The sequence below is a fragment of the Streptomyces sp. NPDC111802 genome, assembly GCF_055634335.1.
The window spans coordinates 1-16,614 of the sequence record NZ_JBVKCZ010000037.1 but is presented as its reverse complement, the minus strand read 5'-3'; the positions used below and the strand labels follow the sequence as shown (position 1 = coordinate 16,614).

12 protein-coding genes are annotated in these 16,614 nt (G+C 69.1%); 9 read left to right on the top strand and 3 right to left on the bottom strand.

All coding sequences use genetic code 11. The annotated features are described in order from the left end of the window. Nucleotides 1-90: 90 nt before the first annotated feature. Nucleotides 91-4,035, bottom strand: coding sequence for a type VII secretion protein EccCa (gene eccCa / locus ACZ7NC_RS32800; RefSeq protein ID WP_471493468.1), 3,945 nt, complete (start codon nt 4,033-4,035; stop codon nt 91-93). Nucleotides 4,036-4,312: 277 nt separating this feature from the next. Here eccCa and eccD point away from each other — a divergent pair, with 277 nt between their 5' ends. The 6 genes from eccD (at nt 4,313) to ACZ7NC_RS32770 (ending at nt 11,446) form a co-directional block, all read left to right on the top strand. Further along, on the top strand, nt 4,313-5,770 hold the full coding sequence (gene eccD, locus ACZ7NC_RS32795; RefSeq protein WP_471493466.1) for a type VII secretion integral membrane protein EccD: 1,458 nt from the start codon (nt 4,313-4,315) through the stop codon (nt 5,768-5,770). A gap of 199 nt (nt 5,771-5,969) precedes the next feature. Beyond that, nucleotides 5,970-6,257 (top strand): 30S ribosomal protein S15, encoded by a 288-nt coding sequence (rpsO, locus tag ACZ7NC_RS32790; protein WP_020138875.1) that lies wholly within the window; start codon nt 5,970-5,972, stop codon nt 6,255-6,257. A 328-nt stretch (nt 6,258-6,585) separates the two neighbouring features. Further along, nucleotides 6,586-8,808, top strand: coding sequence for a polyribonucleotide nucleotidyltransferase (locus tag ACZ7NC_RS32785; RefSeq protein WP_471493464.1), 2,223 nt, complete (start codon nt 6,586-6,588; stop codon nt 8,806-8,808). Further along, entirely contained in the window at nt 8,805-10,184 is a 1,380-nt protein-coding gene (locus ACZ7NC_RS32780) for a M16 family metallopeptidase (protein WP_471493462.1), read from the top strand. Before ACZ7NC_RS32785 ends, ACZ7NC_RS32780 begins: the two co-directional genes overlap by 4 nt. A gap of 42 nt (nt 10,185-10,226) precedes the next feature. After that, nucleotides 10,227-10,979, top strand: a complete 753-nt coding sequence (gene dapB, locus ACZ7NC_RS32775; protein WP_471493460.1) for a 4-hydroxy-tetrahydrodipicolinate reductase — start codon at nt 10,227-10,229, stop codon at nt 10,977-10,979. Between the two features lie 14 nt (nt 10,980-10,993). After that, a complete protein-coding gene (locus ACZ7NC_RS32770; protein ID WP_471493458.1) occupies nt 10,994-11,446 on the top strand; it encodes a hypothetical protein in 453 nt (150 codons plus the stop codon). 145 nt (nt 11,447-11,591) lie between these two features. Here ACZ7NC_RS32770 and ACZ7NC_RS32765 read toward each other — a convergent pair whose 3' ends face one another. Both ACZ7NC_RS32765 and ACZ7NC_RS32760 read right to left on the bottom strand, forming a co-directional pair. Then, nucleotides 11,592-12,146: a hypothetical protein gene (locus tag ACZ7NC_RS32765; RefSeq protein ID WP_471493456.1), complete on the bottom strand. Its 555-nt coding sequence runs from the start codon at nt 12,144-12,146 to the stop codon at nt 11,592-11,594. Between the two features lie 90 nt (nt 12,147-12,236). After that, entirely contained in the window at nt 12,237-12,473 is a 237-nt protein-coding gene (locus ACZ7NC_RS32760; protein WP_471493454.1) for a hypothetical protein, read from the bottom strand. A 198-nt stretch (nt 12,474-12,671) separates the two neighbouring features. On the opposite strand from ACZ7NC_RS32760, the gene thyX reads away from it, so the two are divergent. From thyX to ACZ7NC_RS32745, 3 genes are all read left to right on the top strand, one after another. Then, entirely contained in the window at nt 12,672-13,412 is a 741-nt protein-coding gene (gene thyX / locus ACZ7NC_RS32755) for an FAD-dependent thymidylate synthase (RefSeq protein WP_471493452.1), read from the top strand. A 201-nt stretch (nt 13,413-13,613) separates the two neighbouring features. After that, nucleotides 13,614-14,513: a 4-hydroxy-tetrahydrodipicolinate synthase gene (dapA, locus tag ACZ7NC_RS32750; protein ID WP_471493450.1), complete on the top strand. Its 900-nt coding sequence runs from the start codon at nt 13,614-13,616 to the stop codon at nt 14,511-14,513. Between the two features lie 158 nt (nt 14,514-14,671). Then, nucleotides 14,672-16,357 carry a ribonuclease J gene (locus ACZ7NC_RS32745; RefSeq protein ID WP_471493448.1) on the top strand — a complete coding sequence of 562 codons (1,686 nt, stop codon included), beginning with the start codon at nt 14,672-14,674 and terminating at the stop codon, nt 16,355-16,357. Nucleotides 16,358-16,614 lie beyond the last annotated feature (257 nt).

Genomic DNA, 16,614 nt, shown 5'->3' with positions numbered 1-16,614 from the left:
GGCGCCCGTACGAGACCCAGCCCCCAGGGACAACGGGAAGGGGCGGCACCCACGCGGGTACCGCCCCTGAACACTCGACCCGGCCGACTGTCAGAACCGGTTCGGCAGCCAACCCGTCTGAATCAGCTGCCCACCACGTCGGCGCGTGTGGAAGTACCCCCGGCCCGGCGGCAGTTGCGACGCCGTGATGTTGCCCAGCAGCTGGCCCTCCGACCGGTCGCCGGAGAGCACGACACCCTGGGCGCCCAGCTCGCGCATCCGCTGCATCACCGGCTCGTACAGCGAGCGGCTCGCGCCGCCCGAGGCACGGGAGATGATGACGCGCAGGCCGATGTCACGGGCGAACGGCAGGTACTCCAGGAGCGGGGCCAGCGGGTTCATGCCCGTCGCCACCAGGTCGTAGTCGTCGACGATGACGAACGCGTCCGGGCTGTTGTACCAACTGCGGTTGCGCAGCTGCTCGGGCGTCACGTCCGGGCCGGGCATCCGGCGGTGCATGGAGCCGGCCAGGCCCTCCAGCGTCTCCGTCAGGGCGGGCGCCGAGGCGCAGTACCGCGACAGGTGCGAGTCGGGCACGCCCTCCAGGTGGGCACGCCGGTAGTCGCCCATGACGATCTTCGCCTGGTCCGGCGTGTAGCGCTCGGTGATCTGCTTGACCAGCAGCCTGAGCAGCGCGGACTTTCCGGACTCGCTCTCACCGAACACGATGAAGAGCGGGTCGGTCTCGAAGTCGACGAAGACCGGCGAGAGCGACGACTCGTCGATACCGACGGCGACGCCACGGTCAGGGTGTTCGAAGCCCTTGGGCAGACGGTCCGCCGGCAGCATGGTGGGCAGCAGTCGCACGGCCGGGGCGTGGCTGCCCTGCCAGTTCTCGTTGATGCCGCCGAGGAGGATCGACGTCGCCTCGGACAGGTCCTCCGTCGCCGAGGAGCCGTCGACGCGCGGCAGCGCCGTCATGAAGTGCAGCTTGTCCGGCGTCAGACCACGGCCCGGCACGGTGGCGGGGACGTTCTGCGCGACCTTGCGGTCGATCTCGGACTCCGTCGGGTCACCGAGCCGGAGCTCGATGCGGTTCTGGAGCATGTCCTTGAGCGCGGGACGCACCTCGGTGTAGCGGCTCGCCGTCAGGATCACGTGCACACCGAAGCCGAGGCCTCGGGTGGCGATCTCCGTGACGGTCGCCTCCAGCATCTCGTAGTCCGTCTTGAAGGTGGCCCAGCCGTCGATGACCAGGAAGACGTCACCCCAGACCTGGTCCGGCAGCTGGCCGGCGGCCCGGCGCTGACGGTAGGTCGTGACCGAGTCGACGTTGTTCGCGCGGAAGTACTCCTCGCGCGCGTTGAGGATGCCCTCGACCTCGCTGACCGTACGGCGCACCTTTTCGGCGTCGAGCCGGTTGGCGACGCCGCCGACGTGCGCCAGGTCCTCCATCGAGATCAGCGAGCCACCGCCGAAGTCCAGGCAGTAGAACTGCACTTCGGACGGCGTGTGGGTGAGCGCGAACGACGAGATGAGCGTACGCAGCAGCGTCGACTTGCCGGACTGCGGACCACCGACGAACAGACCGTGGCCCGCGCCGCCCGCGAAGTCCCGGTACAGCACGTCACGCCGCTGCTCGAACGGCTTGTCCACCAGGCCGACCGGCACGTTGAGCCGGCCGAGCGCCGTGTAGTCGGGCGCGGTCAGACCGCGGTCCTGGGTGACGGCGAGCTGCGGGAGCAGCTGCTCCAGCGAGGGAGCCTCCTCCAGCGGGGGCAGCCACACCTGGTGGGCGGGCGGTCCCTGGTTGATCATCCGGCTGACCAGGACGTCCAGGACGGTGTCGGCGAGCGCGTCGTCCACCCGGTTGTCGGGCTCCGGCTCCTCGATCACCGGCTGCGGGGGCAGCGCCACGTGCTCCGCCGAGAACAGCGCGGGCCGCAGCTGCGTCGAGCGGTGCACCCGGGACGGGCCCTCACCGTGGTACGGCCCCGACACGTACGCCGCCTTGAAGCGGACCATGGTGTCGGTGTCGTAGCGCAGATAGCCGGAGCCGGGGATCGACGGCAGGTGGTAGGCGTCCGGGACACCGATCGCCGTACGGGACTCGGCGGCGGAGAAGGTCCGCAGACCGATCCGGTACGACAGATAGGTGTCCAGGCCGCGCAGCTTGCCCTCTTCGAGGCGCTGCGACGCCAGCAGCAGGTGGATGCCCAGCGATCGGCCGATACGGCCGATCTGGATGAACATGTCGATGAAGTCCGGCTTGGCCGTGAGGAGTTCGGAGAACTCGTCGAGCACGATCACCAGCGAGGCCATCGGCTCCAGTGCGGCACCGGCCGCCCGGGCCTTCTCGTAGTCGTGCAGGTTGGCGTAGTTGCCGGCCGAGCGCAGCAGCTCCTGACGGCGCTGCGTCTCACCCATGATCGAGTCGCGCATGCGGTCGACGAGGGTGAGGTCGTCCGCGAGGTTGGTGATGACGGCCGCGGTGTGCGGCATGTCCGCCATGCCGGCGAAGGTCGCACCGCCCTTGAAGTCCGCGAGGATGAAGTTCAGCGTCTCCGAGGAGTGCGTCACCGCGAGACCGAGCACCAGCGTACGCAGCACCTCGGACTTACCGGAACCGGTGGCGCCGACGCACAGACCGTGCGGGCCCATGCCCTCCTGCGAGGCCTCCTTGAGGTCCAGCATGACCGGCTCGCCGTTCTCGCCGACACCGATCGGCACGCGCAGCCGCTCGTGCAGCGTTCGGGGACGCCAGGTGCGGGAGACGTCGACGGTGCCCGCGTCGCCGATGCCCATCAGGTCGGTGAAGTCCAGGTTGGACAGGAGGGGTTCGCCCTCCTCCGCGGAGCCGACCCGGAACGGGGCCAGCTGCCGGGCCAGGGACTCGGCCTGCGCCACGTTCAGGATGTCCGGCTTGCCGGTGTACGCGGACTCGTGGCCGACGAACAGCCGCATCCGCTCCGGCTTCGCGTAGATCGTCAGACCGGCGCGCAGCTCCTCCTCCAGCGGGCCGGGGGAGATCTCCAGGAACGTGACGCCCTGGAGGCCCTCGGCGCTGGCGAGTTCGGAGTCCGGCGGCACGGTGCCGCCGTCGAGCACCACGATCAGGTGCGGCTGGTCGTAGACGGGAGCCGCCTCACGGTTCCAGCGGGGCCGGTCGCCCAACTGGTCCGCCAGCGCCTCCTCCAGCTCCCCGAGGTCGTCGAAGAGGAGCCGGGCCGAGCCCGCCCCGTCCTTGGCCTTCGGATGCTGGCTGTGCGGCAGCCACTTGATCCAGTCCCAGTCCACCGCCGCGGAGGGGTGTGCCACCACGGCGATCATCAGGTCCTCGGGCGAGTGCAGCGTCGCCAGCTGGGACAGGGACGCACGGGCGTTGCCGTAGACCGTGTCGCTCTCGCCGCAGATCGTCACGTGGTAAAAGGCGCGCAGCGAGATGGACACCGGCAGATCGGACAGACTGCCGTGCGCGTCGAGGAACGCCTTCATGGCCGCCGCGGTCAGCGGCTCCAGCTCCTCCTTGGGAGCCGTCTCCGGCGCGACGAGCGGGGTGTTCAACTGCTGCACACCACGGCCGATCCGTACGGAGGCGAAGTCGGCGTCCATCGGACGCCGCTCCCACAGCCGCTTGCCGTCGGCGGCCACCGCCCACAGCTGCTCCGGGTCGGGGTGCTGGAACAGCTGGCTCTGCCGCTGGAGTTCCGCGGTCTTGTGCACGTCCTTGCGGACCTGCTCCAGATAGCGGAAGTAGTCACGCCGGTCCTGGGCCATCCCCGCGCCGCCGCCCTGACGGGACTTGGCGAACTGGGCGATGGCCATGGCCAGCGTCGAGGCCAGCATCAGCCCACCGACGACCCTCATGTACGAGGGCAGGTTGGGCATGAAGAAGAAGCCGACGGAACCCAGCATGCCCATCATGGGCAGCAGGTTCATCAGCATGCTTTCGTCGCCCTCGCGAGGGATCTCGGGGGGCGTCTCCAGTTTGACCTCGCCGTCCGGGACGGCCGGCGGCACTATCCGCGGTGGTCGTTTGATGATGACGACGCTCACCGATGCACTCATCCTTCGCGATTGATACGTCTTGGCACCGACGCCCCCGTGTACCGCTGTGCCGAGATGGTCTCTCGTTCGCGTAGGCGTCGTTCGCGCAGAGGCCGATCCTACTGATGCGTCCGGTGCCCGAGGGAGGGAGGCGGATGGAGATGCGGCGCAGGTCCTGGGAGGAATGAGGGAGGTGGGCCCTGAGCCGGGTGCGGCAACGGATATGGTGGCGCTCCGCGTCGTACGAGCGGCGCGAGGAAGCCTTGTCTAGCAGGGGGAACACCAGGTGAGCACGGGGACTTCGACAGGTTTCTGCCGAATCACCATCGCAGCACCGGACAGTCGTGTGGACGTCGCGCTGCCCGAGGACTTGCCGATCCAGGACCTCTTTCCCGAGATCGTGAGGCTCTCGGGCATGGTCCAGTCCGACACCAGCCCCTCGGGCTACCACCTCGTGACGCGCGAGGGCCAAGTGCTCGACGCGAGTCGCTCGTTGCTGGAGCACCGGGTCAGGGACGGTGACGTGCTGCTGCTGCGCACCTTCGCCGACTCACTGCCGCCGGCCGTGCACGACGACGTGGTGGACGCCATCGCCGCCGCGGTCAAGCAGGACACCCGCAGCTGGAACGACAACCTGATGCGGGTGGCCGGTCTCGTCGCGGGTTCGCTGCTGCTGGTCATGCTCGGCTTCGTCTTCTGGTTCGCGGATCCGCTACGGCACGACATGCACGGCCTCCAGGGCATCCTGGCCGGCGTGACCGCGCTCGCCCTGACGGCGCTGGCGGGTGTGCGGGCCCGGGTCTACGACGACCGCGGCTCCGCCGTCGCACTCGGCATCTCGGCGCTGCCGCACGCGCTCATCGCGGGCTCCGGTGTCATCCCGCAGGACGCGGGTGAGGGTCCCGGCAGGATCCAGTTCCTCGTCGGCTGTGTCGCCGTACTGCTCTTCTCCGTCGTACTGATCATGCTGCTGCCGCAGGGCGACGCCCCGTTCGTGGCCGCCGCTCTGGCCTCCGCGATCGGCACGCTCGCCGTGTTCTGCGGGGTGCTCACCGAGGCGGAGCCCCGCGAGATCGCCGCCGGCACCTCGGTCGTCGCCCTGGCGGTCGTCGGCTTCCTGCCCGGCTGGTCGTCCCGCTTCGCCAAGCTGCCGATCGGCTTCCGCAACCCCGAGGACCTGGCCCGCGCCCGCCGCGAGGGCCGTGAGGGCGACCTGGAGGCCGTGGACGTCCAGCGCATCGTCGCCCAGACCAGCCGGGGCCACGAACTGCTGCTCGGCCTGGTCGGCGGCTGCGCCGCGGTGATCATCGGCGCGGGCGGCGCGGTCCTCGGCTTCAGCGACAGCGGCTGGGCCCAGCTGCTCGCCCTGTGCACCGGCCTCGCCGCGATGCTGCGGGCCCGGCTGTTCCGCTACACCGCCCAGGTCACCTGCCTGTTCGTGGCCGGTGTCATCACGCTGGCCCTGCTGGTCCTCGGCCTCGCGATCTCGCCGCCGGCCGACGTCATCATGGATCTGCTCCAGGGCAACTCCGGTCCGGTCGACGTACGGACCCTGTGGCTCGGCGCCTCGGTCGGCGCCGGTGTGCTGCTGCTGATCGCGATCGCCCTGATCGTGCCGCAGAAGGGGCTCTCTCCCTTCTGGGGCCGCATGCTGGACCTCGCGGACTCGCTGGTGCTGCTCTCGCTGGTCCCGATCTGCCTGGCCGTCCTCGACGTCTACGCCAAGGTCCGCGGCGGCATCTGAACCCGGGCGGTGCCCCTGGGCACCGCCTGTCAGGAGCGTGCCCGCATGCTGGTACGCTGTGTGACGGCCGTTTGTGTACGCGCCCCCGGTACTTCTGGGGGCTGCGCCCAGCGGATCCCCGCCTCCCGAGTCACGGAAGCTCCCCTGAGTAGCAGACCAGGGGCACTCGGTGGCAACAGAAGACTCACGAGGAGTACGCGTGTCGCTCGACGCCGCTACGAAGAAGCAGATCATCACCGAGTTCGGTACCAAGGAGGGCGACACCGGCTCCCCCGAGGTCCAGGTCGCGATGCTCTCGCGCCGTATCTCGGACCTGACCGAGCACCTCAAGACCCACAAGCACGACCACCACTCCCGTCGTGGTCTGCTGATCCTGGTCGGTCAGCGTCGCCGCCTTCTCCAGTACCTGGCGAAGAAGGACATCCAGCGCTTCCGTACGCTGGTCGACCGCCTCGGCATCCGCCGCGGTGCGGCGGGCGCGAAGTAAGACGCCACGAGGGGAGCGGTTCCCGGAGGATCGGGAGCCGCTCCCTTTGCCGTACATACGGAAAGTCAGCCGTACGTGCGGAAACATGCGGAGTGTCACGCACGCTTTGTAGTGTGGTAGCACAACGCAATACGGACGACACAGCACGATGAAAAGAGGAGAAGCGCGCCTCGCCGCCGCCGGTCCTCGGTAGTGGCCCCCGGGGAGTGAGCCCCGGGTGCTTCGATCGAAGACCGGCCCGCACCAGACGGAGCGCTTCTCCGGAACCGTCCCCCTGCCACACGGGCAGCCACGGGACAAAGACGACAAAGTAACGGAGAAAACGCTAGTGGAGAACGAGACCCACTACGCCGAGGCCGTCATCGACAACGGCTCCTTCGGCACCCGCACGATCCGCTTCGAGACGGGCCGCCTGGCCAAGCAGGCCGCCGGCTCCGCCGTGGCGTACCTGGACGACGACACCATGGTGCTGTCGGCCACCACCGCCTCCAAGAACCCCAAGGACCAGCTCGACTTCTTCCCGCTGACGGTGGATGTCGAGGAGCGGATGTACGCCGCCGGCAAGATCCCCGGCAGCTTCTTCCGCCGTGAGGGCCGCCCCTCCGAGGACGCCATCCTCACCTGCCGCCTCATCGACCGCCCGCTGCGCCCGTCCTTCAAGAAGGGCCTGCGCAACGAGATCCAGGTCGTCGCCACGATCATGGCGCTCAACCCCGACCACCTGTACGACGTCGTGGCGATCAACGCCGCTTCCGCGTCCACGCAGCTGGCCGGTCTGCCCTTCTCCGGCCCGATCGGCGGCGTCCGCGTCGCGCTGATCCGCGGCCAGTGGGTCGCCTTCCCGACGCACACCGAGCTCGAGGACGCCGTCTTCGACATGGTCGTCGCGGGCCGCACCCTGGAGGACGGCGACGTCGCGATCATGATGGTCGAGGCCGAGGCCACCGAGGGGACCATCAAGCTGGTCCAGGGTGGCGCCGAGGCCCCGACCGAGGAGGTCGTGGCCGCCGGTCTGGAAGCCGCGAAGCCCTTCATCAAGGTCCTGTGCAAGGCCCAGGCCGACCTCGCCGCGAAGGCCGCCAAGCCGACCGGCGAGTTCCCGATCTTCCTGGACTACCAGGACGACGTCCTCGAGGCCCTGACCGCCGCCGTCAAGCCGGAGCTCGCCTCCGCGCTGACCATCGCCGGCAAGCAGGAGCGCGAGTCCGAGCTGGACCGCGTCAAGGCCCTCGCCGCCGAGAAGCTCCTGCCGGAGTTCGAGGGCCGCGAGAAGGAGATCTCCGCCGCGTACCGCTCGCTGACCAAGTCCCTGGTCCGTGAGCGCGTCATCAAGGAGAAGAAGCGCATCGACGGCCGTGGCGTGACGGACATCCGTACGCTCGCCGCCGAGGTCGAGGCCATCCCGCGCGTGCACGGCTCCGCGGTGTTCGAGCGTGGCGAGACCCAGATCCTGGGCGTCACCACTCTGAACATGCTCCGCATGGAGCAGCAGCTGGACACCCTCTCCCCGGTGACCCGCAAGCGCTACATGCACAACTACAACTTCCCGCCGTACTCCACCGGTGAGACCGGCCGCGTCGGCTCCCCGAAGCGCCGCGAGATCGGCCACGGCGCCCTCGCCGAGCGCGCCCTGGTCCCGGTCCTGCCGACGCGCGAGGAGTTCCCCTACGCGATCCGCCAGGTCTCCGAGGCGCTCAGCTCGAACGGCTCGACGTCCATGGGCTCGGTCTGCGCCTCCACCATGTCGCTGCTGAACGCCGGTGTGCCGCTGAAGGCCCCGGTCGCCGGTATCGCCATGGGCCTGATCTCCCAGGACATCGAGGGCGAGACCCACTACGTCACCCTCACCGACATCCTCGGTGCGGAGGACGCCTTCGGCGACATGGACTTCAAGGTCGCCGGCACCAAGGAGTTCGTGACCGCCCTCCAGCTCGACACCAAGCTGGACGGCATCCCGGCCTCCGTCCTGGCCGCCGCCCTCAAGCAGGCCCGTGACGCCCGCCTCCACATCCTCGACGTGATGATGGAAGCGATCGACACGCCGGACGAGATGTCCCCGAACGCGCCGCGGATCATCACCGTGAAGATCCCGGTCGACAAGATCGGTGAGGTCATCGGCCCCAAGGGCAAGATGATCAACCAGATCCAGGAGGACACCGGCGCCGAGATCACGATCGAGGACGACGGCACCATCTACATCGGTGCCGCCGACGGCCCGGCCGCCGAGGCCGCCCGCACCACGATCAACTCGATCGCCAACCCGACCATGCCGGAGGTCGGCGAGCGCTACCTGGGCACGGTCGTGAAGACGACCACCTTCGGTGCGTTCGTGTCGCTGCTCCCGGGCAAGGACGGTCTGCTGCACATCTCGCAGATCCGCAAGCTGGCCGGCGGCAAGCGCGTGGAGAACGTCGAAGACGTGCTCGGCGTGGGCGCCAAGGTCCAGGTCGAGATCGCCGAGATCGACTCCCGCGGCAAGCTCTCCCTCATCCCCGTGATCGAGGGCGAGGAAGGCTCCGAGGACGACAAGAAGGACGACGCCGACCAGTGACGTCGAGTAGCTCCACGACGACGGCCCGCACCTCCTCGGAGGCGCGGGCCGTCGCCCGTACCCAAACCCTCATCAAGGGCGCGAACGGCATCGGCACAGTCCGTAAGACCACCCTCCCGGGCGGCCTGCGCATCGTCACCGAGACCCTGCCCTCGGTCCGCTCCGCCACCTTCGGCATCTGGGCGCACGTCGGCTCCCGCGACGAGACCCCGGCCCTGAACGGCGCCACGCACTACCTGGAGCACCTGCTCTTCAAGGGCACCACCCGCAGGTCGGCCCTGGACATCTCCTCCGCCCTCGACGCGGTCGGCGGCGAGATGAACGCCTTCACGGCGAAGGAGTACACGTGCTACTACGCGCGCGTGCTCGACGCCGACCTGCCGCTCGCCATCGACGTCGTCTGCGACATGCTGACCGGCTCCCTCATCCTCGAAGAGGACGTCAACGTCGAGCGGGGCGCCATCCTCGAAGAGATCGCCATGACCGAGGACGACCCGGGCGACTGTGTGCACGACCTCTTCGCGCACACCATGTTCGGCGACAACCCCCTCGGCCGCCCGGTCCTCGGCACCGTCGACACGGTCAACGCCCTGACCGCCGACCGCATCCGCCGCTTCTACAAGAAGCACTACGACCCGACGCACCTGGTCGTGGCCGCGGCCGGCAACATCGACCACAACAAGGTCGTACGACAGGTCCGCGCGGCCTTCGAGAAGGCGGGCGCCTTCAAGAACGGCGACGCCGAGCCCATCGCACCGCGGGGCGGCCGGCGCGCCCTGCGCACCGCGGGCCGCGTCGAGCTCCTCGGCCGCAAGACCGAGCAGGCCCATGTCGTCCTCGGTATGCCGGGACTGGCCCGCACGGACGAGCGCCGCTGGGCCCTGGGCGTGCTCAACACCGCCCTCGGCGGCGGGATGTCCTCCCGGCTGTTCCAGGAGGTGCGCGAGAAGCGGGGCCTCGCCTACAGCGTGTACTCGTACACCTCCGGCTTCGCCGACTGCGGCCTGTTCGGGGTGTACGCGGGCTGCAGGCCCTCGCAGGTCCACGACGTGCTGAAGATCTGCCGTGACGAACTCGACCAGGTCGCCGAACACGGCCTGTCCGACGACGAGATCGATCGCGCCATCGGCCAGCTCCGCGGCTCCACCGTCCTCGGCCTGGAGGACACCGGCGCGCTCATGAACCGCATCGGCAAGAGCGAGCTGTGCTGGGGCGAGCAGATGTCCGTCGACGACATGCTGGCCCGGATAGCGGCGGTGACCCCGGACGACGTCCGCTCGGTCGCCCGCGAGATCCTGGGCCGGCGGCCCTCGCTGTCGGTCATCGGCCCGCTCAAGGACAAGCAGGCGTCCCGGCTCAACGACGCCGTGGCCTGACCTGCCCGCCCTCGGAACATCCGACGTAAGGAAGCAACAGAGATGAGCAAGCTGCGCGTTGCGGTCCTCGGCGCCAAGGGCCGCATCGGCTCCGAGGCGGTACGAGCGATCGAGGCCGCCGAGGACATGGAGCTGGTCGCCGCCCTGAGCCGGGGCGGCAAGCTGGAGACCCTCGCGGAGACGGGCGCCCAGGTGGCCGTCGAACTGACCACGCCCGACTCGGTGATGGCCAACCTCGACTACTGCGTGCACCACGGCATCCACGCGGTCGTCGGCACGACGGGCTGGACCGACGAGCGCCTCGCGCAGCTGAACGGCTGGCTGTCCGCCTCCCCGGAGACGGGTGTGCTCATCGCTCCGAACTTCTCCATCGGAGCCGTACTGACGATGAAGTTCGCGCAGATCGCCGCGCCCTACTTCGAGTCCGTCGAGGTCGTCGAGCTGCATCACCCGAAGAAGGTCGACGCCCCCTCCGGCACCGCCACCCGCACCGCCCAGCTCATCGCCGAGGCCCGCCGCGCCGCCGGTACGGCCCCCGCGCCGGACGCCACGGAGACCGCCCTGGACGGCGCGCGCGGCGCCAGCGTCGACGGGGTCCCGGTCCACGCGGTCCGGCTGCGTGGCCTGCTGGCCCACCAGGAGGTCCTGCTCGGCGGCGAGGGCGAGACCCTGACCGTCCGCCACGACTCCCTCCACCACAGCAGCTTCATGCCGGGCATCCTGCTCGGCGCCCGCCGCGTGGTGACCACTCCGGGCCTGACCTTCGGCCTGGAACACTTCCTGGACCTGGGCTGACCAGGAGCTCACGAATGCGCGCGAAGATCTCCTACGCCATAACGGCCGCCGTCCTGGTCGTCTACTTCGTCCTGGTCGGCAGCCGTGGCGTGATGCTCATCCAGTCCGGCACGGTCATCACCGTCACCTTCGGCGTGGCGGTGCTGATCCTGCCGGTCATCGGCCTGTGGTTCCTGTGGAAGAACACCCAGTTCGTCCGCAAGGCCAACGCCCTGGCCGCCGAACTCGACGCCGAGGGCGGCCTGCCCGTCGACGAACTGAGGCGCACGCCCGGCGGCCGAATCGACCGTGACTCGGCCGACGAGGTCTTCGCCAGGCGCAGGGCCGAGACGGAGTCGGCCCCCGACGACTGGCGCAGCTGGTTCCGCCTCGCCGTGGCCTACCACGACGCCCGGGACACCCCGCGGGCGCGCAAGGCGATGCAGCGGGCCATCGCTCTGCACGAGGGCAGGACGATCGAGGCCTGAGCGCCACAACGCCGCGTGCCTGAGCGCTCCGACGACGATTCAGACCTACGAGGCCGATTCAGCCGTACGACGATCGCCAGGCCGTACGCCGAAGGGGCCGGCCCGCATACGCCGCGGACCGGCCCCTTCGGCGTAACCGTCGCTGTCAGCGGCGCGCGTTCTCCGCAGCCCACGCCTCGATCGCGTCGGCGGCCCGGTCGAACGCTGCGACCCGTGCCAGGAAGTCCGCGTTGTGCGTGGTCATCAGCGTCGGCGTGTCATCCGCCGCCCGACCCCGCCGTACGAGCATCAGCGCCTGCCCCTGCACGGTGCGCGGCAACCCCAGCCAGCGCACCGGCTGCTGCACCGTCCGCACGGCGACGACCTGGTCCCAGGGCACCGTACGCGTGACGAGGAAGCTCACACGCCGCAGTCCGCGGGCGCTCACCCACACGCCCGCGCGCAGCAGCCGCAGGGCGACGGCGATGACCGCCAGCGCGATGGCGAAGATCACCGCGGCCTCGTTCACCGTGCCGGTCAGGGCGATGATGACCGCCGCGAACAGCACGAACGAGGCGAGCAGCAGCCCCAGCGCCGACATGCCGACCCGCCACGGCCCGGGACGGTAGGGACGCCGCCAGCGGTCGTGGTCGTCGAAGGGCAGCGCGATGTCGTCGGCTGCCTCGAATGCGCGGTCGGCCGTCAGGAAGGGCAGGGGCACGGCTGGTCCTCACTCAATCCATGCTTGGGCGGTGCCCGGTGAGGTTATCGACCCGTGTCCCCGCTCACCACCTCTGGGGGTCCGATGGAGTCAGTGCCCCTGGGAGGCCTGTGACTGCTGGGCCGGCGTGGACGCGTCGGTGGACAGCGCCGGCATGCCGACGACCAGCGAGCCCACGAGTCCGGCGACGAGGGTGAGCCCCAGCAGCCAGCGCCCTGCTATCTGACCGACGGACGCCCGCTCTCGGGGCGGGGGACTGACATTGCTGCGGAACCTGTCGGCCTCGGCGAGGAAGGCGAACGGGACGGGCTCGCGCCGACCGAACATCAGGGACTTCTCCTCTTGGAATCGTGGGGGTGACCGTCACCAACACAGACGAGCGAGTGCCCCAAAAGGTGCCCGGTTTCACCGAATTCACAGAAATTCGCCGGCGTATGTCGTGGCCCGGCACCGAACGCCCCGTTGTCAGTCCCGACCCGTAGAGTGGGCGCCGCCCAGCGAAGTGATGGAAGGACCCTCCGAGCCGTGACCGACACCCCCGTCGACGACCCCAAGCCCAGCTTCCGCAGTGACGTCACCGTCGAACTGGTCAAGCACAGCGCTGCCGACTCCGACGTGCTGTGGGCCGCCCGCGTCTCCACCGCCGGTGAGCAGTCCCTGGAGGAGCTGCAGAAGGACCCGGAGCGCTCCAAGGGCCTGATCAACTACCTGATGCGGGACCGGCACGGCAGCCCCTTCGAGCACAACTCGATGACCTTCTTCATCAGCGCCCCGATCTTCGTCTTCCGCGAGTTCATGCGGCACCGCGTGGGCTGGTCGTACAACGAGGAGAGCGGCCGCTACCGCGAGCTCCAGCCCGTCTTCTACGTCCCCGGCGCGGACCGCAAGCTCGTCCAGGAGGGCCGCCCCGGCAAGTACGTCTTCGTGGAGGGCACCGAGGCCCAGCAGGAGCTGGTCTCCCGCACCATGGAGGACTCCTACCTCCGGGCGTACGAGGCCTACCAGGAGATGCTCGCCGCCGGCGTCGCCCGCGAGGTCGCCCGCGCGGTCCTCCCGGTCGGCCTGTTCTCCTCGATGTACGCCACCTGCAATGCCCGCTCCCTGATGCACTTCCTCGGCCTGCGTACCCAGCACGAGCTGGCCAAGGTCCCGTCCTTCCCGCAGCGGGAGATCGAGATGGTCGGCGAGAAGATGGAGGCGGAGTGGGCCAAGCTCATGCCGCTGACGTACGCCGCCTTCAATGCGAACGGCCGCGTGGCGCCGTAACGCGACCCGGGCACGGGGGCCGTGGGTCAGTCTCATGAGGTGTCCGGATTGCGGCATTTAGAGAAGTTCATCTAGCCTGATCAAACGGACCCGGCACTGCTTGAACCCCCGAGCAGGCAGTGCCGGGCTCCATATTTGTCCTGACTTTCCCGCACCCCCCGAGGGCAGACCCGGCCGTGCGCAACGAGTAGCGTGTAACCCATGGCTCCGACCTCCACTCCGCAGACCCCCTTCGGGAGGGTCCTCACCGCCATGATCACGCCCTTCACGGCGGACGGCGCACTCGACCTCGACGGCGCACAGCGGCTCGCCACGCACCTGGTGGACGCAGGCAACGACGGCCTGATCATCAACGGCACCACCGGCGAGTCGCCCACCACCAGCGATGCGGAGAAATCGGACCTGGTACGAGCGGTACTGGAGGCCGTCGGCGACCGAGCCCACGTCGTGGCCGGTGTCGGCACCAACGACACCCGTCACAGCCTCGAGCTCGCCCGCGCGGCACAGCAGGTGGGCGCACACGGCCTGCTGGTCGTCACGCCGTACTACAACAAGCCCCCGCAGGAGGGCTTGTACCGGCACTTCACAGCCATCGCCGACGCCACCGACCTGCCGGTGATGCTCTACGACATCCCCGGTCGCAGCGGCGTCCCGATCAACACCGAGACGATCGTCCGGCTCGCCGAGCACCCGCGCATCGTCGCCAACAAGGACGCCAAGGGCGACCTCGGCCGCGCCAGCTGGGCCATCGCGCGCACCGGCCTCGCCTGGTACTCGGGCGACGACATGCTGAACCTGCCGCTGCTCTCCGTGGGCGCGGTCGGCTTTGTCTCGGTCGTCGGCCATGTGGTCACCCCCGACCTGCGCGCGCTCGTCGACGCGTATGTCTCCGGTGACGTCCAGAAGGCCACCGAGATCCACCAGAAGCTGCTCCCGGTCTACACCGGCATGTTCCGCACCCAGGGCGTCATGACCACCAAGGCCGCCCTCGCCCTCCAGGGCCTGCCGGCCGGGCCGCTGCGCGCCCCCATGGCGGAGTGCTCCCCCGAGGAGATCGAACAGCTCAAGATCGATCTTGCTGCCGGCGGGGTACAGCTCTAACACCAGACTTCGCGCGCAAGGCGCGCAAACAGACTCCACAACTGAATAAGCGGGCCACCGGTGCCTGCGCACTACACACAACGACAACTGCTTCTGCACGAACGTCACGCGCGCCACGTGCCCGACCGGTACGTGGCGCGTGTGGTGAGGAGAGTCTTTTGAGTCATCCGCATCCTGAACTCGGCACGCCCCCGCCGCTCCCCGAAGGCGGCCTGCGGGTCACCCCGCTCGGCGGCCTCGGCGAAATCGGCCGAAACATGACGGTCTTCGAGTACGGAGGCCGCCTGCTGATCGTCGACTGCGGAGTGCTCTTCCCTGAAGAGGAGCAGCCCGGAATCGACCTGATCCTGCCGGACTTCTCGTCCATCCGGGACCGCCTCGACGACATCGAGGGCATCGTCCTCACCCACGGCCACGAGGACCACATCGGCGGCGTCCCCTTCCTCCTCCGCGAGAAGCCGGACATCCCGCTGATCGGCTCCAAGCTGACCCTCGCCCTCATCGAGGCCAAGCTCCAGGAGCACCGCATCCGCCCCTACACCCTCGAGGTGGCCGAGGGGCACCGTGAGCGCATCGGTCCCTTCGACTGCGAGTTCGTCGCGGTCAACCACTCCATCCCGGACGCCCTGGCGGTCGCCATCCGCACCCCGGCCGGCATGGTGGTGCACACGGGTGACTTCAAGATGGACCAGCTCCCGCTGGACAACCGTCTGACCGACCTCCATGCGTTCGCACGTCTGAGCGAGGAAGGCATCGACCTTCTCCTCTCCGACTCCACGAACGCGGAAGTGCCGGGCTTCACGCCGCACGAGCGCGACATCTCCAACGTTCTGCGCCAGGTCTTCGCCGGCGCCCGCAAGCGCGTGATCGTGGCGAGCTTCGCCAGCCATGTCCACCGCATCCAGCAGATCCTGGACGCGGCCCACGAATACGGCCGCCGGGTCGCCTTCGTCGGCCGCTCGATGGTCCGCAACATGGGCATCGCACGCGACCTGGGCTACCTGAAGGTCCCGCCGGGCCTGGTGGTGGACGTCAAGACGCTCGACGACCTCCCGGACCATGAGATCGTCCTGGTCTGCACCGGCTCCCAGGGCGAACCGATGGCGGCCCTGTCCCGCATGGCCAACCGCGACCACCAGATCCGCATCGTCGACGGCGACACGGTGATCCTCGCGTCGTCCCTCATCCCCGGCAACGAGAACGCGGTCTACCGCGTCATCAACGGCCTGACCCGCTGGGGCGCGAACGTCATCCACAAGGGCAACGCCAAGGTCCACGTCTCGGGCCACGCGTCCGCCGGTGAGTTGCTGTACTTCTACAACATCTGCCGCCCGAAGAACCTGATGCCGGTGCACGGCGAATGGCGCCACCTGCGCGCCAACGCCGAACTGGGCGCCCTGACCGGCGTCCCGCACGACCGCATCGTCATCGCCGAGGACGGCGTCGCCGTCGACCTCATCGAGGGCAAGGCGAAGATCTCCGGCAAGGTCCAGGCGGGTTACGTCTACGTCGACGGCCTCTCGGTCGGCGACGTGGGCGAGCCGGCGCTCAAGGACCGCAAGATCCTCGGCGACGAGGGCATCATCTCGGTCTTCCTGGTGGTGGACTCCTCCACCGGCAAGATCACGGGAGGCCCGCACATCCAGGCCCGCGGCTCCGGTATCGAGGACACCGCCTTCGGGGATGTCATCCCGAAGATCACGGAGGTACTGGAGCGATCGGCCCAGGACGGTGTGGTCGAGCCGCACCAGCTGCAGCAGCTGGTGCGTCGGACCCTCGGCAAGTGGGTCTCGGACACCTATCGCCGCAGGCCGATGATCCTGCCTGTGGTGGTAGAGGTCTGACGGTCCGTCGGACGTTCGACTGCGTGAACCTGGAGCGGGGCGCCTCGATTTGCATCGGGCAGCCCCGCTCCAGTACGTTTACGGCTCCGCCCGACCGGGAACCCGGCCACCTCGTGTGCCGGAACCAGTCCCCGGAGGGGGCGGGAATTCCGACTCAGAATCTCTGATAAAGTCGGAACCGCCGGAAAGGGAAACGCGAGAGCGGGAACCTGGAAAGCACCGAGGAAATCGGATCGGAAAAGGATCTGATAGAGTCG

Excerpts from the sequence above, each read along its gene's own strand:
- dapB (WP_471493460.1), top strand. The coding sequence starts at position 10,227 with ATGAGCAAGCTGCGCGTTGCGGTCCTCGGCGCCAAGGGCCGCATCGGC.
- ACZ7NC_RS32770 (WP_471493458.1), top strand. The coding sequence starts at position 10,994 with ATGCGCGCGAAGATCTCCTACGCCATAACGGCCGCCGTCCTGGTCGTC.
- ACZ7NC_RS32760 (WP_471493454.1), bottom strand. The coding sequence starts at position 12,473 with ATGTTCGGTCGGCGCGAGCCCGTCCCGTTCGCCTTCCTCGCCGAGGCC.
- dapA (WP_471493450.1), top strand. The coding sequence starts at position 13,614 with ATGGCTCCGACCTCCACTCCGCAGACCCCCTTCGGGAGGGTCCTCACC.